General features: G+C 40.7%; 16 protein-coding genes and 1 pseudogene. 6 read left to right on the top strand and 11 right to left on the bottom strand.

Translation table 11 applies throughout. From position 1 onward, the window contains the following. Window positions 1-45: 45 nt before the first annotated feature. The 5 genes and pseudogenes from AC1WHX_RS02140 to AC1WHX_RS02120 form a co-directional block, all read left to right on the top strand. Window positions 46-1,359 (top strand): annotated as a pseudogene (locus tag AC1WHX_RS02140) (hypothetical protein); the annotation flags it as partial. Between the two features lie 30 nt (window positions 1,360-1,389). Continuing rightward, window positions 1,390-4,467, top strand: a complete 3,078-nt coding sequence (locus AC1WHX_RS02135) for a SusC/RagA family TonB-linked outer membrane protein (protein WP_122303668.1) — start codon at window positions 1,390-1,392, stop codon at window positions 4,465-4,467. Between the two features lie 12 nt (window positions 4,468-4,479). Beyond that, the gene (locus tag AC1WHX_RS02130; RefSeq protein WP_009318467.1) at window positions 4,480-5,901 is read left to right on the top strand and encodes a RagB/SusD family nutrient uptake outer membrane protein; all 1,422 of its coding nucleotides are present in this window, start codon (window positions 4,480-4,482) and stop codon (window positions 5,899-5,901) included. 46 nt (window positions 5,902-5,947) lie between these two features. Beyond that, the gene (locus AC1WHX_RS02125) at window positions 5,948-7,039 is read left to right on the top strand and encodes a LamG domain-containing protein (RefSeq protein WP_009318468.1); all 1,092 of its coding nucleotides are present in this window, start codon (window positions 5,948-5,950) and stop codon (window positions 7,037-7,039) included. A 103-nt stretch (window positions 7,040-7,142) separates the two neighbouring features. Further along, on the top strand, window positions 7,143-10,271 hold the full coding sequence (locus tag AC1WHX_RS02120) for a LamG-like jellyroll fold domain-containing protein (RefSeq protein WP_481228830.1): 3,129 nt from the start codon (window positions 7,143-7,145) through the stop codon (window positions 10,269-10,271). Window positions 10,272-10,333: 62 nt separating this feature from the next. Here the strand turns inward: AC1WHX_RS02120 and AC1WHX_RS02115 are convergent, their stop codons facing one another. From AC1WHX_RS02115 to AC1WHX_RS02075, 9 genes are all read right to left on the bottom strand, one after another. Then, window positions 10,334-11,761, bottom strand: coding sequence for a sialate O-acetylesterase (locus AC1WHX_RS02115; RefSeq protein ID WP_022600199.1), 1,428 nt, complete (start codon window positions 11,759-11,761; stop codon window positions 10,334-10,336). A gap of 296 nt (window positions 11,762-12,057) precedes the next feature. Further along, window positions 12,058-15,732: a purple acid phosphatase family protein gene (locus tag AC1WHX_RS02110; RefSeq protein WP_481228829.1), complete on the bottom strand. Its 3,675-nt coding sequence runs from the start codon at window positions 15,730-15,732 to the stop codon at window positions 12,058-12,060. A 149-nt stretch (window positions 15,733-15,881) separates the two neighbouring features. Next, complete coding sequence (locus AC1WHX_RS02105) at window positions 15,882-16,262, bottom strand: PaaI family thioesterase (protein WP_009318474.1); 381 nt, start codon at window positions 16,260-16,262, stop codon at window positions 15,882-15,884. An 83-nt stretch (window positions 16,263-16,345) separates the two neighbouring features. Then, on the bottom strand, window positions 16,346-17,824 hold the full coding sequence (gene cysS / locus AC1WHX_RS02100; RefSeq protein ID WP_009318475.1) for a cysteine--tRNA ligase: 1,479 nt from the start codon (window positions 17,822-17,824) through the stop codon (window positions 16,346-16,348). A gap of 80 nt (window positions 17,825-17,904) precedes the next feature. After that, window positions 17,905-18,378, bottom strand: a complete 474-nt coding sequence (locus AC1WHX_RS02095) for a pyridoxamine 5'-phosphate oxidase family protein (RefSeq protein ID WP_122337772.1) — start codon at window positions 18,376-18,378, stop codon at window positions 17,905-17,907. Window positions 18,379-18,462: 84 nt separating this feature from the next. Then, entirely contained in the window at window positions 18,463-18,768 is a 306-nt protein-coding gene (locus AC1WHX_RS02090) for a DUF3467 domain-containing protein (RefSeq protein WP_031258205.1), read from the bottom strand. Next, the gene (locus AC1WHX_RS02085; protein ID WP_303115283.1) at window positions 18,762-19,427 is read right to left on the bottom strand and encodes a NigD1/NigD2 family lipoprotein; all 666 of its coding nucleotides are present in this window, start codon (window positions 19,425-19,427) and stop codon (window positions 18,762-18,764) included. Before AC1WHX_RS02085 ends, AC1WHX_RS02090 begins: the two co-directional genes overlap by 7 nt. After that, window positions 19,424-20,104: an ABC transporter ATP-binding protein gene (locus AC1WHX_RS02080; protein ID WP_481228828.1), complete on the bottom strand. Its 681-nt coding sequence runs from the start codon at window positions 20,102-20,104 to the stop codon at window positions 19,424-19,426. The genes AC1WHX_RS02085 and AC1WHX_RS02080 overlap by 4 nt, the downstream gene beginning before the upstream one ends. Next, entirely contained in the window at window positions 20,101-20,820 is a 720-nt protein-coding gene (locus AC1WHX_RS02075; protein ID WP_009318480.1) for a tRNA threonylcarbamoyladenosine dehydratase, read from the bottom strand. Before AC1WHX_RS02075 ends, AC1WHX_RS02080 begins: the two co-directional genes overlap by 4 nt. A gap of 269 nt (window positions 20,821-21,089) precedes the next feature. Between AC1WHX_RS02075 and AC1WHX_RS02070 the strand changes: the two genes are divergently transcribed. Beyond that, window positions 21,090-21,305: a hypothetical protein gene (locus AC1WHX_RS02070; protein ID WP_022600213.1), complete on the top strand. Its 216-nt coding sequence runs from the start codon at window positions 21,090-21,092 to the stop codon at window positions 21,303-21,305. 55 nt (window positions 21,306-21,360) lie between these two features. On the opposite strand, the gene gltA is transcribed toward AC1WHX_RS02070, so the two are convergent. After that, window positions 21,361-22,836 (bottom strand): NADPH-dependent glutamate synthase, encoded by a 1,476-nt coding sequence (gene gltA / locus AC1WHX_RS02065; protein ID WP_022390852.1) that lies wholly within the window; start codon window positions 22,834-22,836, stop codon window positions 21,361-21,363. A gap of 10 nt (window positions 22,837-22,846) precedes the next feature. Beyond that, a complete protein-coding gene (locus AC1WHX_RS02060) occupies window positions 22,847-23,638 on the bottom strand; it encodes a sulfide/dihydroorotate dehydrogenase-like FAD/NAD-binding protein (RefSeq protein WP_022600216.1) in 792 nt (263 codons plus the stop codon). Window positions 23,639-23,793 lie beyond the last annotated feature (155 nt).

Here is a 23,793-nt window from a genome sequence, read left to right as displayed (position 1 = left end):
TATCTGTTTTGATAACCTGAAATGAATCCACTATGAATAATGTAGGTTAAAATGGTACAGAACTATTTTAATTCGGATAACGGATGGAATATCGTAATGAACAATACTTGCCCGGAAGTTGCGTTATTAGGAGGCGGATATGGTCGAGATTGGTGGTACGATGTCTTTCCGAATGTTCTTTATTATGCCGTGTGCGATGTCTTTCCGGGAGTCTCCGGAGCTGATTCGATCCAACATGTTATTGCGGAGCAGTTTTGTAAGGCCGATTCTGTGCTAAATGGGAATTATGATTATTCTTATTTTGATTATTCCCAAATGAAAGGGATGGTTAATAATATCCCGCTTCAGCAGGATGCCGCAGGAGGTCATGCTTATGTGCTGTATGCCGCCTATAAAAAGTTCGGAGATCCGCGCTATTTGCAGCATGCCAAGTCTGCATTAGAAGCATTACTTTCCCAGAAGGAGAGTCGGTTTTATGAAATTCTTTTACCTATGTCGGCTATTGTTGCTTCTCGGTTGAATGCAGAAGAGGGAACGCAATATGATGTAAAGAAGATACTGGACTGGACATTTGACGGATGTCAGAATCCTAATGGAAGATATGGTTGGGGTGTGATGGCCGGTCGCTGGGGAGATTATGATGTTTCGGGACTTCAAGGCAGTATTTTGGATGGAGGAGGATATGCCTTTTTTATGAATAGTGTAAAATTGACGTGGCCGTTAGTACCGATGGTCAAGTATGAACCTCAGTTTGCTACGGCTATCGGAAAATGGATGTTGAACAATGTAAATGCCTGCCGACTTTTTTATCCGGGAGAAATCGATGATGAACATCAGTGGTTACCGGAGATGAAGGGTCTTACTGATAATAATATTGCTTATGAAGGATTGAGGAAAACAGATTGTTACGGTAAAGAATCTTTGAAAGGTATCGAACCTGTCGCTTTAGGAGACGGGCCTAATTGGACTTCCGCTAATCCGGCGGAAAGCATGTTCAGCTTGTATAGTACCTCTCCGGTCGGTATTTTGGGAGCAATGGTTTCTGAAACTTCGGAATCCGGAATTTTACGCATAAATTGTAATACTACCGATTTTTATTCAGAACGTCCTTATCCTGTGTATCTCTATTACAATCCGCATGCTGAGAATAAAGTTATCGGTTATTATAGTGAGGAAAAAGTCGACCTGTTTGATATAGTTACCAAAAAGTACATAGCTCGTGGGAAGAGTGGATCTTTTGAGATCGAGTTACCGGCATTGAATGCCAGTGTAATTGTAGAGTTACCTTCGGGGATGAAATTACGGTCGGTTGACGGTCGCATTGTTACCAAAGATAATCATGTCATTAGTTATAAATAATATACGTTAACATAAATCATAAAGCACAAGATGAAAAGAATTTTCTTATTGATGAGTTTATTTGCCTTTGTTTGTCTGGCAAATGCTCAGACCCAAAGCACGATTACCGGTAAGGTAAAGGATGCGGCTACGGGAGAATTTTTGATGGGTGTGAATGTTCGTGTGGACGGTACGACAACAGGAACGTCTACTGGCCTTGACGGAGATTATTCGATTAAGGTATCGGACAATGCAACTTTGATATTTTCATATATGGGGTATGAAACTCAGAAAATAAAACTTAACGGGCAGAAAGTTTTAAATGTAGCTTTGGGTGAAAAAACCGAATTGATGGATGAAGTTGTCGTAGTCGGTTACACTTCTATGAAAAGACGGGATGTATTAGGAGCTGTTTCTAAAATAGACAGTAAATCGATTAATGCACTTCCGGTTTCTTCGACAGCACAGGCTTTGCAAGGACGTATTGCAGGAGTACAGGTCTCGAATGCTACGGGAGCACCCGGAGCTGGGGTTTCAGTCCGAGTACGTGGTGTCGGGTCTATCAGTTCGAGCAATGATCCGTTGTATATTGTTGACGGTATTCCGGTTGAGGATGCATTAAATAGTATTTCTCCGGGAGATATTGAAAATATCTCGGTATTGAAAGATGCTTCTTCTGCTGCGATTTACGGTTCTCGTGCAAATAACGGAGTCGTGTTGATTACAACAAAAACCGGTAAAAAAGGAAAAGCTCAGATTACTTATCACGGACAATTCGGATTTCAGACACATGCCAACTTGATCGAGATGGCGAATACAGCGGAATATATCGATATTTATAATCAAGCGGTGGATGCCGACAATGCCGGATCTTCGATAAAACGGACACGCCTTGCCGGAGATTATTTGAATGGGCTGGCGGATGTGGATCATGTTGCGTCTATTTTCCAGACAGCGCCGATATATTCTCAGGAACTGAGCGTCAGCGGGGGAAATGACAAGACTAATTATATGATCTCCGGGACTTATTTTAATCAGGAAGGGATTATCAGAAACAGCGGTTATAACCGGGCGACTTTACGGGCGAATATTAATTCGGATGTGAAGAATTGGTTGAAGGTAGGATTTAATATGAGCGGTTCGTTAGGGAATACTCGTTCTGTATCAAGTTCCGGTGACGGGTACGGAAATAGCGAAGGAGGTAGTGTTGTCCGTTATGCCATGTTCAGGAATCCTGCTATTCCGATAAAAGACGGAGCGGGTCAATATATCGACAAGCCGAGCACTTATTTTGGTAATTCTATTTATGATACATTTTTCGGAGACGGGTATAATCCGGTTGCTTTAGCGGAAAATACCGACCGTAAAAAAACAGAAGAAGGTCTGTTCTCGAGAATTTATGCAACGTTCAAACTTCCTTTTAACTTGAGCTGGACAAATAATTTCGGTATTGACTATAAAAATTATAAATATAAAGTTTATAATGCTTCGTGGGGAGATGATAACCGCATCAATAATCCGAACAGTGTTACAGTAGATCATAGTCGGAATCTGGGATGGACATTTAATACTTTATTAAATTGGAATAAGACTTTTAATGAAGTTCATAATTTGTCTGTAATGGCCGGTTTCGAGGCTATAAGAAGTACCGGCGAGTCGATGAGTAATTCAGATCAAGATTTTCCGGTATGGAATAAGGATGTCCTTTATATCGGAGGAGGTACGGGAGAAAAAGTCAGTAAAGAATCGGAATATTCTTCTACTTTAGCCTCTTTCTTCGGACAGGCAAGTTATGATTATCGTTCGCGTTACTATGTTTCGGGAACGATTCGTAGAGACGGTTCTTCAAAGTTTGTGGGAGATAATCGTTGGGGTACTTTTTACTCTGCTTCTGCCGGATGGAATATCGAACAAGAAGCTTTTATGCAGGATGTAACGGTTATTAATAAGTTGAAACTTCGTGCGGGGTACGGATCTATCGGTAATCAAAATATCGGTAACTATGCTTATTCGGATATTTATTCGTCTAATTATAATTATCCTTTCGGAGGTACGTCTGTCAGCGGTTATGCTCAGACAAAACTCGGGAATCCGAATTTGAAATGGGAAACCAGTAACCAGTTCAATGTGGGACTTGATTTGGAATTGTTGAAGGGGTCTTTTGCTTTCTCGGTGGATTTTTATAATAAAATCACCAAAGATATGTTGGTGCAAGCTCCGTTGCCTCCTTCGATCGGGGATGCAGAGCCCTATTGGATCAATAACGGAAAAGTCTTGAACCGTGGAGTCGATCTTGAGTTTATGTATCGCAAAGATTATAAAGACGGAGGTTTTGATGTAACGTTGAATGCCGGATTCCTTAAGAACGAAGTGCTTGCGTTAAATGCTCCTATTGTCGGCGGTCGTGTAGATAATGGAATTTATGCTACGAAGACAGAAGTCGGTTATCCGATCGGGTCGTTTTTTATGTATGAGATGGATGGTATATTCCAAAATGAGGCAGAGATTCTGACTTCAGCTTATCAAGGGGCTAATATAAAACCCGGAGATGTAAAATTTGTCGATCAGGATAATAACGGTACTATCGATGAGAATGACCGGGTGCATGTGGGTAGTGCTATTCCTAAAATGACAATGGGACTTACGTTGAACGGATATTGGAAAGGTTTCGATTTGAATATTTTCTTTCAGGGGGCTTTCGGACAAAAGATATATAATCAGATATTGACGGATTCTGAAGGTTTTTATCGTGGTTTTAATGTTACTAAACGGTATTATGATAATCATTGGACCGGCGAGGGCTCTACAAATGAATATCCTCGTGCTTCATGGAGTGCGAAATCGAATAATGCCAGAGTTTCTACCCGTTTTCTGGAAGACGGTTCTTATATGCGTTTGAAGAATATTCAATTAGGGTACACTTTCAAAACCAATCATTGGGGGATAGACCGGCTGCGGCTTTACCTGTCGGCAACTAATCTGTTTACTATTACCAAGTACAGCGGATTCGATCCCGAAATGACTGTTAGTGCAAACTCTACCAGCGAAGGCGACCGGGCTGCCGGTATCGACTGGGGTACTTATCCTGCAGCCCGGACTTATACATTTGGAGTGAATTTAACCTTCTAAAACATGACACAGATGAAAAATATAATTATAGCGGCATTGGCAGTATGTACTCTTTCTGCCTGTGACGATTTTCTGGATGAGAAGTTAAAAGGAGATTTTAACTCTGATAATATTTTCTCGAATGCTACACAAGCCGAATTGGCTGTAAATGGTGTTTATAATGCGGCTACTTATTGCATAGATTTGTGGAAATTCGGAGATGTCGCATCTGATGACGCGGTAAAGGGTGGTAGCGATGGAGATCAGGCTGATCTTTCTTATATAGATGATTTTTCGGCAAATGCCGATAATGGTGTTCTTTCTGAATTTTGGCAGTCATCGTACGAAGTAATATCCCGTGCCAATAATGTAATTGCTTATGTCCCGAATATCGATATGGATGCGACTTTACGAGATCGATATGTTGCTGAGGCTAAATTTTTCAGAGCATTTGTATATTTCCATTTGGTAAATATTTATGGAGAAGTGCCGTTGAAGTTGCTTCCTCAAATCGATGATGCGTCTATTCATGTGGGGTTGAGTTCCGTATCTGCGATTTATAGTCAGATCGAAAAAGACCTTCGAGATGCATCGACTTTGCCGGTCTCTTATTCGACTTCGGATGCAGGACGGGTGACTCGGGGCGCAGCGTACGGATTATTGGCTAAAGCCCAACTTTATCAAAAAAAATATAGTGATGTTTTGACCACTATTCAATTGATCGAAAATTTGGATATTTATGATTTGGAACGTCCTTATTCCAATTTGTTCAAGTTAGGAGGTGAAGATAGTAAAGAGGTTCTGTTCGCTATTCGTTTTTTGAGCGGTCAGAATCCCGGATTGGGAAATTCTCTTAATCAGTGGTTAGCTCCGCAAAATGAATCGGGCTATTATTTCGATGCTCCGACCCAGAGTTATGTAGATGCGTTTGACGAAAAGCAAGTGAACGGAGAAGATGATCTTCGTTTGGACGCTTCGATCGGAAGAGATGGAAAGGATTGGTTTAATGGTGATGTTTTCAGTTCTTCATGGTCTCCTGCAACAGGTTATCTTGTAAAAAAACATAATCAGCCGTTGGATGAGGTCAGCAAAGGGACAAAAGGTGATGGAGGGTTGTCCTATATTTATTTGAGATATGCCGATATATTGCTCATGAAGGCCGAAGCTTTGAATGAAACACACCATCCTGATCTTGCGAAAATAGAGGTGGATAAGGTGCGTGATAGGGCCGGTCTGGCTGGGGTAAGTACAGTTACGGAATCGGCGATGCGTGAAGTAATCCGGAAAGAACGTCGTAAAGAGTTAGGTTTTGAATTTCACCGTTTTTTCGATTTGATGCGTTGGGGAAAAGATGTGGCGGAAGCGGCTTTGGGCTCTTCATTTAAATGGCAAGAACCTCGTTTTTATTTCCCGATTCCACAATCTGAAAAAGATGCAAATCTTGGGATAAAGTAACATAATCATAATATCCATTAATAACACAATTAAAATTTAAACGAACATGAGAAAATTTTTAAATTTCAGAATGATCGCTATCTTGATGGTAGCCTGTTTGACAACGCTTTTTTTGCCTTCTTGTGGAAATGACGATGAAGATAAGGACTCTACTCCTCTGGACTTGACAGAGATCAATGCATTGCTGAGCGAATGTGAATCTTTATTGAGTAGCGCGACTACGGATGATTATCCTGAAGCTGCCATTACTACGTTTCAATCGAAAGTAAATGCAATTAAGAGTGCTGTAGCCGGAGATCTGACGCAAACGACGTTGAATAATCTGCTTGTTCAGTTGAAAGAAGCGAAAACTACTTTTGAACAAAGTGCGTATGACGCAATTCCTTTGGATAATTTATTAGCAGAATGGAGCTTTGATGAGGGAGAAGGTACAAGTCTTGTTTCTACCGGTGTGCAAGCATGGGTTGCTAAGATGAAAACCGGACCGAGTGAGATTTTCGGAACGAATACTCAAGTTCCTTCATTTGTTGACGGGGTTAAGGGAAAAGCTTTGAGTTTTGATAATGGAGCATGTCTTGAAGTTGACGATTTCAGTGAAACATCATTGCTCAGCAATACGCTCTCTATCTCGGTATGGATAAATCCGAAAGAAAGCAGAGCCGGAAATTATATCCTTTCTATGAATTACTGGGAAAACTGGAAATTGAATCTTCAGAATGAAGGTAAACCTTTCTTTACTGTTGCTACGACTGTTGCAGGTGTCGATGCGGATAATGAACATGTAGAGTCATTCCCGATAAATACGTGGACTCATTTGGTAGTTTCTATGGATTTGAATGCTCATACTTTATCTTTCTATGTAAACGGAGAGTTGACAAAAACTTGGGATGCCAGCGGAAAACCGGGTTTGGCAGGATCTCAGAAATCTGCTTATCTTCCTGCCTCAGGAGAAAAACTGCCGTTCTTGATCGGTTGCGCTACGACTTATGCCGAAGCTTCGACATGGGATTGGGTTACATTACCTATCGAACCTTCAGGATGGGATTATTTTGCCGGTTCTTTGGATGAGTTGAAGATTTATAATATCGCTCTTACCGAAGGTCAGGTTTCGAAATTGTATAATGACGAGAAAAAATAAGAATCATTTTTGATTTAGCCTAATCCCGGAGGGGACATCGGAAACGGACATAAGGTCTTCTTCTGTGTCTCCTCCTTTTATATTTATCTGACACACATGAAATATGATGAAAAAGGTATTTTACTTATTCTTTAGCTTGTTCTTTTATCCGAACATCGGCATATTTTGTTTTGCCGATCAGATTCCCGTTTCGAGAATCGAGAAGATGCCGAATCTACCGTCCCCTTATCAGATGAGGGATTGGAAATCGGTTGCAAAGGCTTATGATAAATTTGTTTTCGACAAAAATAAAACCGGTAGTTATTTACCTCTGATTGAGATTAAATCGCAAGGGAATAATTATCCCGGCTCTAAGCAGATACGTTTGGATACTTATGTTGGATCAAATAGTCATGGCAGTCAGGCAGAGGCGATTAATATATTGCCGGCTATTGTAGGCGCATCTTTGGTCGGTGTCGACAAATCTTCTGATAACGGAGAGAATTATGTATCTTATGCTAAAGATTTTTTTAACAAGAAAAATGAACAGAATGTTTATTTGAACGGATATTCTGCGACATCGGGAAAAGATTGGTGGTATGATCTCATGCCTAATGTATATTTTTATCAGCTTTATTCTCTTTATCCGGATGCCGATGCTGATTTTGAAACTCAATTTACTGAAGTTGCAGATCGTTGGTTAGAGGCTGTTTATAAATTGGGTGGTAGCTTGCAACCTTGGACAGTTCCGGATATGAATCACCGGGCATTTAATTTAGTTACCGGAAAGCCTTTGACAAGCGGTGCAAAAGAGCCTGAATCCGCCGGGACAATAGCCTGGTTGCTTTATCAGGCCTATACCCAGACTGGAGATAAGAAATATTTTGAGGGAGCACAGCTTGCACTTGAATTTTTGTGTGCGTTCGGAGAGAATCCTTCTTATGAGTTGCAGTTGCCTTATGGAACGTTGATTGCTGCGAGAATGAATGCAGAGCAGGATTGTTCTTATAATATAGACCGATTGATTAATTGGTGTTTCGATTGGGGGCGTACTCGCGGTTGGGGCGCTATTGTCGGTACATGGGGAGGATATGATGTCTCGGGACTTATCGGTGAAGCGAATGATAACGGAGATGATTATGCTTTTGTTATGAACGGTTTTCAGCAGGCGGCAGCTTTAGCTCCTGTTGCGAAATATGATAAACGTTATGCGCGTGCAATCGGGAAGTGGTTGTTGAATATCGCGAATGCAAGTCGCCTATTTTATAATAATGTACTTCCGGAAGATCATCAAGAACCGCAAAGTTATGCATGGTCTTCTGTTTATGATACCGAAAGTTGTATTCCTTATGAATCGATGAAAGAGGTTTGGAATAATAAATCTCCTTATGTAATGGGGGATGCTACCGGAGGTGGCTGGGCTGCTACGAATATATCTTTGTATAGCGGTTCTAGTGTCGGATATTTGGCGGCATTGATCGAGAAAACCAATGTCGAAGGTATCCTCCGGATCGATGTTAATAAAACTGATTTTTTCGGAAATGCGGTTTTCCCGGTTTATTTGTATTATAATCCTTATTCTGAGGATAAGACGGTAGAGTTGGAATTACCGTCAGGAGAATATGATTTGTATGATGCCATATCCGAGCGGAATGTGGTTTCTCGAATTTCGGGGACAGCTTCTTTTTCTGTTCCATCGGATGGGGTTTGCTTGTTGACTGTTATACCTTCCGGTACGGAACAAACAGTTTCCGGACATCGTTTGTTGGCAGGTAACCAAGTTATAGATTTTTATTATGGTTATGATTATTCTCGAAATTTAAGGCTAAAAGCAATAGTGGCAGATCAGGAAGTGACTGTACCGGGTAATACCGTTAAATTGAATGTGTATGCGGATAATATTCCGTTGGGAGCTTCTGTCGTATATCAATGGAGTGTAAATGGCGAACCTATTCAAAGTGAATGGACGGGATCTTATTTAAATTGGAATGTACCTTCGACTCTCGGCCTTTATACGATAAAGGCTGTCGGAAGTGCTCGTAATCAAACCATATCGGGAGAGGTAACTGTTGAGGTGTTGGAGAGTATGTATGATAAACCTTCATTGACAAGTATTGAAACAAGTTCGTCTATGCCTTTGTCTCCGGGAGAAACGATAGATGTTACTTCGGTATTGGCGGAGGAAACGCCGGGACTTACGGTTTCTTGGGAGTGTGATGGCGGTGATATAGAAAACCTTTCAGATTTTTCCAGTCGTTGGACATTACCTTCTGTCCCCGGAGTATATACGATAAGTTGCACTGCGAAAAATCGGTTCGGGGAGGATATGAAATCGTTGGAAGTTTTGGTTAAGGAAGAAAAATCGGCAGTAAAGACACCTTTGATTTACTATCCTCTAAACGGTGACTGTTCTAACGCTGCAAGTCTCGGAATTTATGATGCAATACCTGAAGGTGGCTCGTTTGTTACGGATGCGTTGGGTCGTGAATCTTCGGCATATTCTCTGTCCTCGTCTTCATATTTATATACGGAAAATGATGAAGCCCTTGGGGTACAGGATAAAGTGACGATCGGTTTTTGGGTTTCTCCGGAAAATACGCCTGGGAGGGAACAATTTCTTGTTTCTCACGGTAGTTGGGAAGAACGCTATAAAATTTCACTTTCTCCCGATATGACCTTGAGGTGGACGGTAAATACTTCTGACGGGACGAAAGATCTGGATTATAAGATTCCTTTGGATCTGAATAAATTTTATCATATTACTGCCGTATATACGGGGTATTCTATGGAGTTGTATGTAAATGGGGAATTTTATTCGTTTATGAAACATTCCGGAAATATCGGAACTACGGATAAGGATATTACTTATGGTAGAAAAGATCGTACCGATACAGAATATACTTTTGCGGGAATATTGGATGAGATTCGTATTTATAATGATGAATTATCTCTGTCCGAGATAAGGGAACTTCCTGAGACTTGGGAACTATTACCATCATCGGTTGAGAATACTATTTCGGATTTGCAAATACAGATTTTGAAAGGCAGAGGAGTATTGCGTATCGATACTGGCGGAAGAATATTAAAAAATTTGGAGGTATTCAATATACAAGGTATGTCATTCCCATGCAAATGGCAAAAGGAGAGTGAATATTCTTATAGTATTTTGACAGAAAATTTGTCTTCAGGCATATATGTATTGAGATTGACAGATAAATCGGGAAAAAACTACAGATACAAGATTATTTTGTAAAAAAAGGAGCATTCCTTCACAGGAACGCTCCTTTCATATTATGTAGTGTGTGTTTGTGTTAGCTATTTTATTTCCCAGTTATCACTGCGGAAAGAGGATGCCGGAAGTCCGTAAACATCGAAAAGAGAGCCTACTACGAAATTTTTATAAGCGTAGCGGACTGCAACGGGATTAGGAACTTGCGGGCTGCTGACTCCTAAACGTCCGCTCTTGGCTTCGATAACCGCTTTTGCCGGGTAGAATATTTTATCCTCTCCGGCGATTTCGAAATCGGGCAGTTCAGTTTCGAGAGGAGCGACCCCTTTGGGGGCATTACTGAAATTGACATAAATCTTATTCCCTTTTATTTCGATAGATTTATATATAGGACCGGAATATCCGAAATTGTTTTTATTATAGGTCTTTGCTAAGGCCCAGTAAGCCAGTCTGTTTCCTACTTTTTCTTTTTCTGCCGGATGGATTTTGGTTTTTTCTCCTATATCTAAAGTTACAGCCATTCCCGAATTCGGAATTTCATTCATATTCCGGAGTTGAACTTCTCGTAATTTTGCAGAAGATGTTTTATCGACGCCGTCATATTGGAACGGGGCTATTTGTACATAATAGAACGGGAAGTCTCCTAAGCCCCATTTTTGACGTAAGTCTTTTACAAATGCCGGCATTAAACGTCCGTATAACTCTTCTTGTCCTCTGTTGCTTTCACCTTGATACCAGATCATTCCTTTTATCGTATAGTTGATAACGGGAGAGATCATTGCGTTATACAATACTCCGGGCAACACTTGTTTAGGACCTACAGGTTTGTCATTAGTCAGATGAGAAATATCGACCTCGTCCTTGAATGGGGTGAGAGCTTCAATACTCATCCACGGTTCTACTTTCGATCCACCCCAATTCGAGATTATCAGTCCTATGGGGACATCGAGAACTTCATTTAAGTATTTTGCAAAGAAATAAGCCGTAGCACTGGCTCTGGCAACTCCTTCGGGTGTATGTTCTTCCCATCGGGTTTCACAATCGGATTGCGGAGTTTTTGCCGTAATACGGGGAATATTGCAGAACCGGATCGGAACTTCTTTTTTTGCTTTAATAAGAATATCCTGAATATTATTTACCGGTTGTCGGTCGAACCCTTGTACCGGCATTTCCATATTGGATTGTCCCGAACAAAACCATACTTCTCCGATGAGAATATTTTTTAATGTTGTTTTTTCTCCGTCATTAAATGTGATTTCGTAAGGGCCTCCGGCTACCGGAGTCGTTATTTGCTGTATCCATTTCCCGTCTTTCCCTGTCGTTGTGGAATAAGATCTTTTTGCCCAGGACGGCTTTATGTTTACTATGCTTCCGGGTTTCGCTTCTCCCCATAACTTGACTTGGGACTGTTGTTGCAACACCATATTGTCTGCTAAGACACCTGGTAGTTTTACTTTAGCGAAGAGTGTGGTTGAAATAAAAGCTAAAAAGGCGATAACCGCTATTTTTTTCATTTCTGTTATGTGTTATGTTTAGAAAAAAGTTAACGTGAACAAAGTAAATGGAAGATCCTTAATATATACATTAAAATCTCCTTAAAAACAAACTAAAAAAATAGTAATATCTGTTTTTAATAACTTTATTCTTGAAAAAAGTACCGGAAGTTTTATTTTATTGGAGAGTAAGGCCTAAAAAGTCGTTTAAAATGAAATGACTCCTGATAGTCAAATGAAGAACTTTTCAGGAGTCATTTCGAGAATTTGTTTTGAAACTTTTTTGGATCAGCAGATCTTTTAAGAAGCCAAGGGTTTTATTTTACCCGAAGATTCTTAACTGTACATTTATTATTTCGTACGACACGCACTATTACTTGTGAGTCGGGAGTAACATTAATCCTATTTTCACCGTTTGTCAGTATCGTTTTGGCTAATAATGCCCCATAAGGGGAGTAAATTTCGGCAATTCCGCCATCGGATACGATCACGACTTCTGCTGTTCCTCCTGCTATGACGACATCATTATCGGTTTCGGCCGGACTGTCGATTGAAGAATTGATATCAGAATAATCGCTCCAGTTGAGATTATTGTCACGGTAACGGATTTTTGCTTTATAATTTCCTGTGGGAAGTTTTGCCGTGAAAGTGTTGAGATCGATTCCTTCGTTTAAATCGACTGGCAGGTATGATTTTTCTAAATCTATTTTCCCGTCGGTTTCAAAGTATCCGGTAACGCCGAATATATTTTCCCGGTGGATAATCGTGTCGATTACCATTTCCTGATTTGCCGTGTTGATTATTTGATATTCTGCAGACATCATATCCGTAGCAGGTGACGCTTCAAGAGAAAATATTCCATCTGTAGCATTGTATTCTTGCTTGATCATTGTCGGCGTTGTCGGTACGGATGCATCGCATTTTGCACTCCATTGATCGATTATTTCCGCCGGATCATATTTGCGAATATACGTTGTTGATGAAGCCCCGTTGACCGGTCGGCGTTGAGAGACTCCGTAGTATGTCGTTTGATATGATTTTTCGACAGGATCTACTTCGGTAATAGCAAATCCGATGAACTCCGAATTCCGGTGTATTTCGGGATAATCTATGTTTGTGCTGTATTTCCCGAAATAGTCAGGATAAGAACCTCCGTTACCGTTCAGGAAAAGGGTTATACTTTTTCCGTTTTTGAGCTCAAGGATACCTCTTTCTACAGAATGAGTATGCCCGTACATATACATTTTTATTTTTGTAGAGTTTTCAAATACCGGGAACAGCCGTTCGGCTATTTCTTCACGGGTTGCAGTATTATCGGGTGCTGACCACATTTCATATCTGTGTCCGTGATGTCCAAAAATGAAGACCATGTCTATCGTGTTATCGCTTTCTGCAGTTGTCAGCTTATCTTTTAGCCATTTCAATTGTGCCTCGGTGTTCGTTTGATAAGTCTGATTGCTGTTATCTGTCGGACAAAGATACTGCCGGTTGGTATTCAGATAAATGTATAGGGCGTTTCCTATTTGTTGAGCATAATATTTCCCTTTTGCATCTCCTTCGGCATCGCTCAAATCGGTGAAATCCATGAAATCATAGAAATACGAATGTTCTGAGTCGTTTTTCTCAAAATCGTGATTACCTGCAGCGATATTCATGGGAAGAGCATTCGTAAGTTCTTTGTTTGGAGTAAAGAGCGATTCTACAAATTCATTTTCATATTGTCCGTAATTATAGATAATATCTCCGGTACATGTAATGAAATCGAAATGGTTTTGTAAATCTTCTCCGAATTCCTGTTTTAAGAATTTCAATGCAGCCTCCCGTACCGGTGTTACAGAGCTGGCTTCATGAGAGTCTCCGAATGAGAGGAAACGGATTTCCCGGCTTACGTTTTTATCCGGAAGTGTACGGAATTTGTAAACTTCAGAAATATTATCACCGATCCGGCAACGGTATTGGTATTCGGTATCAGGAGATAAGCCGGTCAGCCGAACGCCGGACCATTTCAAACTTCCTACGGATTTTGTCGTACCTGTTGCCGTGAGATTCAGATCGGTAGTCCCGTATTCTACGGTGGGTACTCCCTCTTCTCCATCGGCACTTCGCCAGTTGATCAAGATACTTTCGGTTGTTTTGCTTTGCAAATACGGCTCTGGTTGAAATATAATCACATCCGGAACGACTCCTTTAAAACTGATATCGTCAAGATAATAAGTGACGGCTTCGTTTTGTACCGATCCCCCTGATGCACAATTGGGACGAATGCTTATACGGCAAGTAGATAGGTCGGTTGTTTTAATATCTGACATATCGACTTTTATTTCGTAACGAGTCCATTCGGTTGCGGTTGTTTGTGATGATGTGAGAATATCTTTTGTATTGTTGTTTATAGAAAAATCTACCCGGAAAGGGATTCCTGCTTTTGACGCTTTCATCCACATGACAAAAGTATATTCTGCTGAAGCAAGGTTTTGGACCTCTTGGGCAAGAAAGAACCGGTATCGCGCATCTATGTTTGTCAAATCGATTTTCAATGCTTGACTTCCTCCATGAATTTCTTCGGTTGTAATAGTTCCTGTTCCAGTAGAACTGCCTTTAATGACAAGCCCCCAAGTGTTCACTAAATTAGATCCCCACGGATCTGTTCCCATAACAATACTTGAATTAGGATCTCCGATTTCGAAATCTCCATTGGTGATGAACTCTTTTTGCTCTCCTTCATCGGGCTTTTCTTCTTCAGAGGAGGCCGATGTGAAGCTGATGTCATCGATATAGTAAGTAACGGCTTCGTTTTTTACCGATCCACTTGAGGTACAATTGGGTCGGATGCGTATACGGAGGGTAGAAAGATCTTCTGATGTTTTATCCGAGAGATCGACTTTTATTTCATAACGAGTCCATTCGGCTGCAGTCGTTTGTGCAGATTTAACGACATCTATATTGTCATCGTCAATAGAAAAATCTACTCTGAACGGTATATCCGCTTTTGATGCTTTCATCCATAAGGCGAACGTATATTCTCCCGGAGTAAGATTTTGAAGCTCTTGAGTGAGGAAGAAATGATAACGTGCAGAGATATTGGTCAATTCTACTTTTAGTGCTTGGCTACCATTATGAACCTCTTCGGTCGTGATGCTTCCTGTTCCTGTAGATTTGTCTTTAATGACAAGAGCCCATTTCCCGACAAAATCACCCCAAGGATCAGTCCCTGTAACGATACTCGAATTAGGTTCTCCGGTTTCGAAGTTTCCGTTAATAATAAAGTCTTTTACATCCCCCTCTTCCGGTTCGGTACCTTTTTCATATAGGCGTACGTCATCGATAAGTATAGAAGATTCGAGAGATTTGTTATTTTCGTCATACTCTGTTCTGTTTCCGAATACGACTCCTGATTTTTGAAAATCGCTGTCGCTGTAATGTGTGTCGGAGGCTTGGTGTTGCGTCGGGTCTATTATAACGGTGTATTCTTCCCAGTTTGAGGATAATGTTACCCAGTTACTGCCGGATACTTCATAACCTCCGCCTACAGACATCCCCGCGAAGACCGGATAATTCCCGACTAAATTTTTTGCTTTAAATTTTAGAACATATTGTTTGGTACGATCTATTGTGACATATTGAATAGCGGTATTGTTGTCCCATGTGTCCAGTTTGGTCGTTGTACTGCCGGCGGTGATACTCAGATTCAGCGCTTTTTCACCTTCTGCATAATCATCGGTAACTATTTTTCCGTGATTGTATCCGCTATTTGCCGATTTACGATACCAAGAACCTGGTACGACTGTTTCCGCCTCCATTACCGGATTATTGGTTTCCGTATTGCTGCCTAATTTGCCTAAGGCTGAAATTCGGGGCAGTTCACCGGTCGATTTGTTGTTTGCATAATCGTAGGTTTTTGTGTTTTCGAATCCTCCGTCTTGTAATAAGTTTTGCGCAGACGCAGGTAACAGTGTAGTGAGCAGGAATATTCCTGCGAGGAGAGATTTTTTCATTGTTATTGTGTTTTGGTTTTGGATTCAAGTAATTTTGGATGACCAAAGTAATATAATATTCTCCTCGCAATCAGGAATGTGTTAGCTCAATATGTCCCGTAATTTATTTTATGGAACTATTCTCATATTTTTGAAACACCTCTGTAATATTATTTTCTATAACATATTCCGTCACATACAGCAATAAGTCGGCCGTTTTCGGTAGTGATATTCGCTTTATAGTGACAGATCGTTTTATGCAACAAAATTTCTTGGGCTTCTGCGATCAGGGTTTCTCCGATCGTGGCGCTTTCAAGAAATCGAATGTCCGACTGTATAGAGAAAGCCAGACGGCCGTTAGCGTTGGCGGCGGCGGCAATTGTCAGATCCGCTAAAGTAAACAGTGCTCCTCCCTGAACGACGTTTCCTGCATTCAGATGGTGTTCGTTTATTTTTAGTTTGGCTTTTGCATACCCGGGACGAACCTCAGAAAGTGTGATCCCTGCTTCTGTTGCGAAACGGTCGTTTTTAAAAAATTCGATATAATCCATAATATTTTCTTTTATAGATATAGAAAAGGAGCTTTCCGCCATATTATTTATGCAGAAAACTCCCTATGTTTTTGTAATGATTACTATTTATTTAATTTCCATTCAGCACCGTCTTTGGTGTCTTTGATTTCAAATCCGATTTCAGAGAGTTTATTGCGGATAAAGTCTGCTGTTTGCCAATCTTTATGATTCTTTGCTTCTTGGCGTACATCAAGCAATAGATCGACAGCTTTTTCGTAAGCTTCGTTAGAAGCATTGCCCGTTGTGCTATTTTCTACTTTTAATCCTAATATATCGAACATGAATGTTTGAAATATCTCTTTTAGTTCCTCTAAATCGGTTTCATTTATAGAGGCTTTGCCGGAAAGGATTGTGTTGATAATGCGAACAGCATCGAATAAATATGAGATGACGATCGGGGAGCTCAAGTCATCGTTCATTGCTTCGTAACATTTTTCCCGAAGATTTTTAATATCTACGGTAGAGTCTGTTCCCGGAATGATCTTATTGAGATTTTCCCAGCCTTCACTAAGCCGTTGATATGCTTTTTCTGCGGCGATGAGGGCATCGTTGCTGAAATCAAGCGTACTGCGGTAATGTGCTTGCAAGATAAAGAACCGTATCGTCATAGGACTGAATGGTTGAGATAACAGTTTGTGATCTCCGGTGAAGAATTGGTCTAATGTAATGAAATTACCTAAGGATTTCCCCATTTTCTGTCCGTTGATCGTAATCATGTTGTTATGCATCCAATAATGTACGGTCTCTTTTCCTTGTGCCGCTACAGACTGAGCGATTTCGCATTCGTGATGTGGAAAGAGCAGATCCATGCCTCCTCCGTGAATGTCGAATTCCTCTCCTAAATATTTTGTTCCCATTGCAGAACATTCGAGATGCCAGCCGGGAAAACCGTCACTCCATGGAGAAGGCCACCGCATGATATGTTCGGGTGAGGCTTTTTTCCAAAGAGCGAAATCGACGCTGTTGCGTTTTTCTTGTTGTCCGTCAAGAGCCCGTGTCGTATTGAGCAGTTCATCGATATTGCGTCCGGAGAGTTTTCCGTAGTGATAGTCTTTATTATACTTTTCGACATCGAAGTAAACCGATCCGTCGCTAATGTATGCGTATCCTGCATCCAATATTTTTTTTATATATTCGATTTGTTCTATAATATGACCTGAAGCATGGGGCTCTATGCTGGGAGGAAGAACATTCAAGGCTTCCATTGCTTTGTGGTATCGGTTGAGGTAGTATTGCACTACTTCCATTGGCTCTAATTGCTCGAGCCGCGCTTTTTTTGCAATTTTATCTTCTCCTTCGTCCGCATCGTTTTCGAGGTGTCCTACGTCTGTAATGTTGCGTACATAACGGACTTTATATCCGAGATGTTTCAGATAACGGAAAAGCAGATCGAACGTAATTGCCGGACGAGCATGCCCGAGATGTCCGTCCCCGTAAACCGTAGGTCCGCAGACATACATACCTACATACGGAGAATTGAGCGGAATAAATAGTTCTTTTTTTCTGCTGAGCGTGTTGTAAATATTGAGTTTATGTTCCATGTTTTTGTTTAATTATACCTTACAAAGGTAATGATTTGATAGAAATTAGGGCAATCGGGGTGCGGATTTCATTGTATTATTTATCTTTTTGCTGAGTTCCCGAAAGATTTACAAAATATTTGTTCCGGTTTTATTTCCCAAATGCAGATATTATTCACTGCTGGGGCATTATATTTGAATTCTCGATTGGTATAATGTCGCATTATAATGTTTAGACAGCGGATTTTCTCATCGTAATCGGTTATAAATTTGACTTTTCCTTCGCATACGATACTCTCGGCAGCCATGCTGTAACTACAAGCTACTTCAGGATGTTGAAATACTAATTTGGTATTTCCGTGGAGAGATAGGCTTATTCGGTTATCATTACGAATGAGTTCCGTTTTTTTCCCTTCAGGTCCTGAGTGTAGATAGAATGTCCCGTTTTCATATCCGAAATTCATCGGAATAATATATGGAGCGCTTCCGGGGTTATTTATTCCTATGAAGCAGGTTTGTGCACTTTTGATAATTTCTTCTATTTTTTCGAAGTCATTGATAGTGTATGTTTTCATAATTCGAGGGAAACTTTTATTTTAAATGATTAAAAATCTTCTAAAATCTGTTTGATTTGTCTCGGATAGAAATTTATACGGGCTCTAAGCTTCACCTCCGGGGGTCATGAATGGAGGAATATTGTTTTCCGGTTCGGTAATCCGGATATTGCCGAATTGCTTCTCATATTTTATAATATTCTCTTGTAATGCGAACATCAGTCGCTTTGCGTGTTCGGGAGTAAGTACAATTCGTGATTTTACAGGAGCTTTAGGAATTCCCGGCATGATGCGGATAAAATCGACCACAAATTCAGAAGAAGAGTGGGAGATAACGGCGAGATTAGAGTATATACCTTCTGCAACTTCGGCACTGAGTTCTATTTGTAATTGGTTCTTTTCGTTCATAATGTTTGTGTATTAAATATAAAATATTGTTGTTTTAGATTACTCACGTTTGCATTGACTTTTATGGCTTTTGCTTCCGGAATCTTGTCTTGTATTTTTTGCAGAGAAAAGGCGGCATAACCTTTGCTTAAATAGCCCGGATTATCGCTGTCTGCTTTATGTCGCAGTTCAAGAAAAATCGTATCCAGCGAGATTTGGTTTTCTTGGATATAAAGTAAAGCGAACTGGTGTTTGTCATTATTTTGTTCTATTTTATAGCGGAGGTTTAAATATCCGCCTCCGGGCCAAAGCGAGATGATATATAGCGGGTCATTACCGAATGATTCGGTTTGTTCTTTTTGTGAAACGAACGTTATATTCCCTTCTGGAATGAAGGTTATCGATTGTATCTTTGCCGATAGTTCTGTTTGAGAAATTTGTTCTCCGGGTATATATCTCAATAGGATTCTTTTTCCGGTAACGAGATATTTGTTATCTGCGTCGTTTGCTGTTTCGGAGAGCAAGATGATCCCGTCATCTCTAAGAAACCGTATTCCTTCTTCTGGAGAGAGAACCGTTACAAAGTCCATTCGAAAATTTCCATAATCGTATCGGACATCGTCATTACAGGCGCTGAGAATTACAATTATTAAAAATAGTATAAATTGAAATGATTGTTTCATAAGACTTCGTTTATGTTCTCTTCCGGAGTAATTATCTGGCCGTCTTTCATGTGTATTACCCGTTCTGTGATTAGGGCTAAAGATTCGTCGTGCGTAACAATAACAAATGTTTGTCCCATTTCGTTTCTCAGGTCAAAGAAGAGTTTGTGTAACTCTTCTTTATTTTGGGTGTCGAGACTGCCTGACGGTTCGTCTGCTAAAATAACATCCGGTTGGTTTATTAATGCACGGGCAACAGCCACTCTTTGTTTTTCTCCTCCGGATAATTGAGCAGGTTTGTGTTCCATCCTATCCGATAGGTTTAAATAGTCCAGTATCTCTTTTGCACGTTTACGGGCGACCGAAGATTTTTCTTTTCGGATTAATGCCGGAATCATAACATTTTCGATGGCTGTAAATTCCGGGAGTAATTGGTGAAACTGAAATACAAAACCGATGTGATTATTTCGGAAAATGGACAACTCTTTCTTTTTTAATTTCCCGGTCTGCACTTCTCCGATGTGTATTTCTCCCGAGTCGGGTTTATCCAGAGTTCCTATGATTTGCAATAGTGTTGTTTTACCTGCTCCGCTCGGGCCTACGATAGAAACGATCTCACCTTTGCCGATATGGGCATTGATCCCTTTCAACACTTCGAGAGATCCGTAACTTTTATGTATATTTATAATATCGATCATTTTTGTGAAAGTTTGCGTATGACATAGGCAGCTAAATAACATCCGAAGATTGCCGGCAGGTAAGAAATTGTCCCGACTGTCGATTTTTTGTTTCGCTCTTCATCTGTTCGTATGATCGCATTGCGGTCGGGTTGTTCCGAAGAGAACACGACTTTGATACCTTTGCTTATGCCTGCATCTTTTAACCTTTTCCTTACAGCTTTGGCTAAAGCGCAATGGTATGTTTCCGAAATATCTGCGTATGCAATGCGTGTAGGATCGATGCGACCGCCTGCACCCATAGAAGATATGACCTTTATTTTTCGTTTCAGGCAACCTGTCAATAGTGCGATTTTGGGGCTGATAGTATCGATTGCGTCGATTACATAATCATATTTTGCTTCATCGAGTAGTATTTCGGTTTGGACTTCGTCCATATATAACTGCTTTATATGTATGTTGAGTCGGGGATTGATATCCAATAGTCGCTGTGCGAGAATTTGGGTTTTGGGTTTGCCGACCGTGCTATGCATTGCAATTAACTGGCGGTTGATATTCGTCGGGTTTACGTTATCTCCGTCGATGATGGTAATCTCTTGAACTCCGGCTCTACAGATCATCTCGGCGGCATACGCACCGACTCCTCCTACACCGACGATAAGAACGTGGGAATTTTGTAATGCGGATAGTGTGTCTTTTCCTAAAAGCTGTTCGGTTCGAGATAGCCATTCTTCCATGTGTTCTCTATTTTAATCTTACGAAGATACATTTTTTTTTCTGATGTATAAACAGGGGAACAGGGAATATTTAAACGGATAGAATGAGTTGGAATCTGGAGCGGTTGAAAACGTTTTTTTTTAGTTAAAATGGTTATTGATATAGTTTTTTTAGTTATTGCTTGTATTTTATAGTTATTTAGGAGTTGCGTGACAGCGCTTTTTATATTTTGTTAAAGAGAAAAACGGCTTTTGGTTTCTATATTTGTACAGTCAAATTTTAATATTATATGATGATGAAAAAAGGTTTAGTATTAGCTTTTATGGCCGTATCGATGATGATCGGCGGTAATGCGATTGCACAAAATAAAAAAGAATGTCCTAAGTCAAAAACCGAATGTCCGCAGAGAAAGGGAGATTGCCCAAACAAAAATTGTCCAAAGGAAAAATGCGACAATCCGAAACCTTGCTGCGAAAAAAACAGAGATTGTCCTAATAGAAAATAAAACCGTATTGGTATAATAAAAAGCAGGCTGCTCTAAATAAGGCAGCCTGTTGTGTTTATGCTTGGGATTTAATGTATTCGTCCATTGCTGCGGCTGCTCGTCGCCCGTCTCCCATTGCCAGAATTACGGTTGCTCCTCCCCGAACGATATCTCCTCCTGCAAAAAGATCGGGAATGTCGGATTGCATAGTTTCCTGATTTACGACAATCGTACCCCATTTACTGACTTCCAATCCTTTTATAGAATTTGGGATAAGAGGGTTAGGAGATACCCCTACGCTAACAACGACTTCATCTATATCGATTAGGTCGGTTGCTCCGGGAATAGGAACGGGACTTCTTCTTCCGGATGCATCCGGTTCTCCTAATTCCATTTTTTGAAGACGCATTTGTTTGACATGTCCGGTTTGGTCTCCGATATATTCTATGGGATTATGGAGGGTCAAAAATTCGACGCCTTCTTGTTTGGCATGTTTTATTTCTTCTATACGAGCCGGCATCTCCTCTTCAGAACGTCGATAGACGATCATTGCTCGATCTGCCCCTAACCGACGTGCCGTGCGGACGGAATCCATCGCAGTATTTCCTCCGCCTATAATAGCGACTCGTTTACCTTTTATGACCGGAGTGTCCGAATCGGAACTGGCGGCATCCATGAGATTGACACGAGTTAGGTATTCATTGCTGGACATCACACCTATGAGATTTTCTCCCGGTATGTTCATGAAACGGGGCAATCCCGCACCGCTGGCTACGAATATGCCTTTAAATCCCATTTCATGCAGGTCTTCATAAGTCAGAGTTTTTCCGATGATACAGTCGGCCATGAATTCCACACCCATTTTACGAAGGTTGTCGATTTCGACATCGACGATTTTATTCGGTAATCGGAATTCGGGAATTCCGTATTTTAATACTCCTCCGATTTCGTGGAGTGCTTCGAATACGGTCACAGAATATCCTTTTTTTATCATATCTCCGGCAAAAGAAAGTCCGGCAGGTCCTGATCCGACTACTGCAATTTTAATACCGTTTCGTGAAGTTATCTCGGGAATGGACATTTGCCCGCTTTCTCGTTCATAATCTGCAGCAAATCGTTCGAGATATCCTATTGCAACAGCCTCTTTGTGGAGTTTTTGCGTGTAAAAACATTTAGATTCACATTGTTTTTCTTGTGGGCATACCCGACCGCATACGGCAGGTAATGCACTGGTTTCTTTCAGAGTTTTTGCGGCTTCGAGAAATTCTCCTCGTTCGATATTTTTGATGAATTTCGGGATGTTGATTCCTACCGGACAGCCTGTAATGCATAAAGGATCTGGACAGTCGAGGCATCTGCAAGCTTCTGTAAGAGCTTGTTCTTTCGTAAGACCTTGGTTTACTTCTTCGGTGTTGGTGATTCGGTAAGCCGGGTCGAGTTCGTTCATGTGTACCCGGGGAATATCGATACGATCTTTGTTTTTTTTGTTCCGACGTAATTCTTCCCGCCAGCTTTCAGCTCTTTGAGCTGCCATATATTCTTTATTGTTCATAGTTTCAATATTATTCTATTCCTTTGTAAGAAGAAAGTCGCATCATCATTTCGTCAAAATCTACTTGGTGTGCGTCAAATTCAGGTCCGTCAACACAGACAAATTTTGTTTTGCCTCCCACTGTTATCCGGCATGCTCCACACATACCTGTCCCATCGACCATGATCGTGTTTAGAGAGGCTACCGTCGGTATATCGTATTTTTTTGTCAATAGAGAAACGAACTTCATCATGATTGCCGGTCCTATAGTTACACAGAGATCGACCTTTTCACGATTGATAATCTCTTCTACTCCGTTTGTTATCAATCCTTTTTTCCCATAAGAACCGTCGTCGGTCATGATTACGACTTCATCCGAATTGGCTCTCATCTGTTCTTCCAAAATAATGAGTTCTTTTGTCCTTGCCGCTAAAACCGTAATGACTTTGTTCCCGGCTTTTTTAAAAGCTTCTACAATGGGGAGCAGGGGAGCGACTCCGACACCTCCGCCACAGCATATGACTGTTCCTACTTTTTCAATGTGTGTGGCTTGTCCCAAAGGTCCGACTACATCCGTAATATAGTCGCCTTCTTTCAACGCACATAGTTTTTGGGAAGAGCGGCCTACTGCTTGTACTACTAATGTGATAGTGCCTTTGGCGACATCGGCGGATGCAATGGTTAACGGGATGCGTTCTCCTTTTTCTCCGACTCTCACGATTACAAAATGTCCGGCTTTTCGGGCTTTGGCTATAAGAGGAGCTTCAACAACAAGTTTTACTACTTTTTCTGAAAAATGCTCTTTGCTGATGATTTTGTTCATTGGTCGTATTTAATGATGAATTTGATCGTATTGAAATATGTGTTGATAATTACATGTACAAATTTAGGGTAAATTTCTCTTTTCTAATAATAAGAGCCTACCTAAATTTTCCGATAAGAAATATATATTCAGACTTTTTGAATCTCTTTTTGATC

It is taken from the genome of Coprobacter sp. (assembly GCF_982436375.1).
This window is presented reverse-complemented; position numbering and strand designations above follow the sequence as displayed.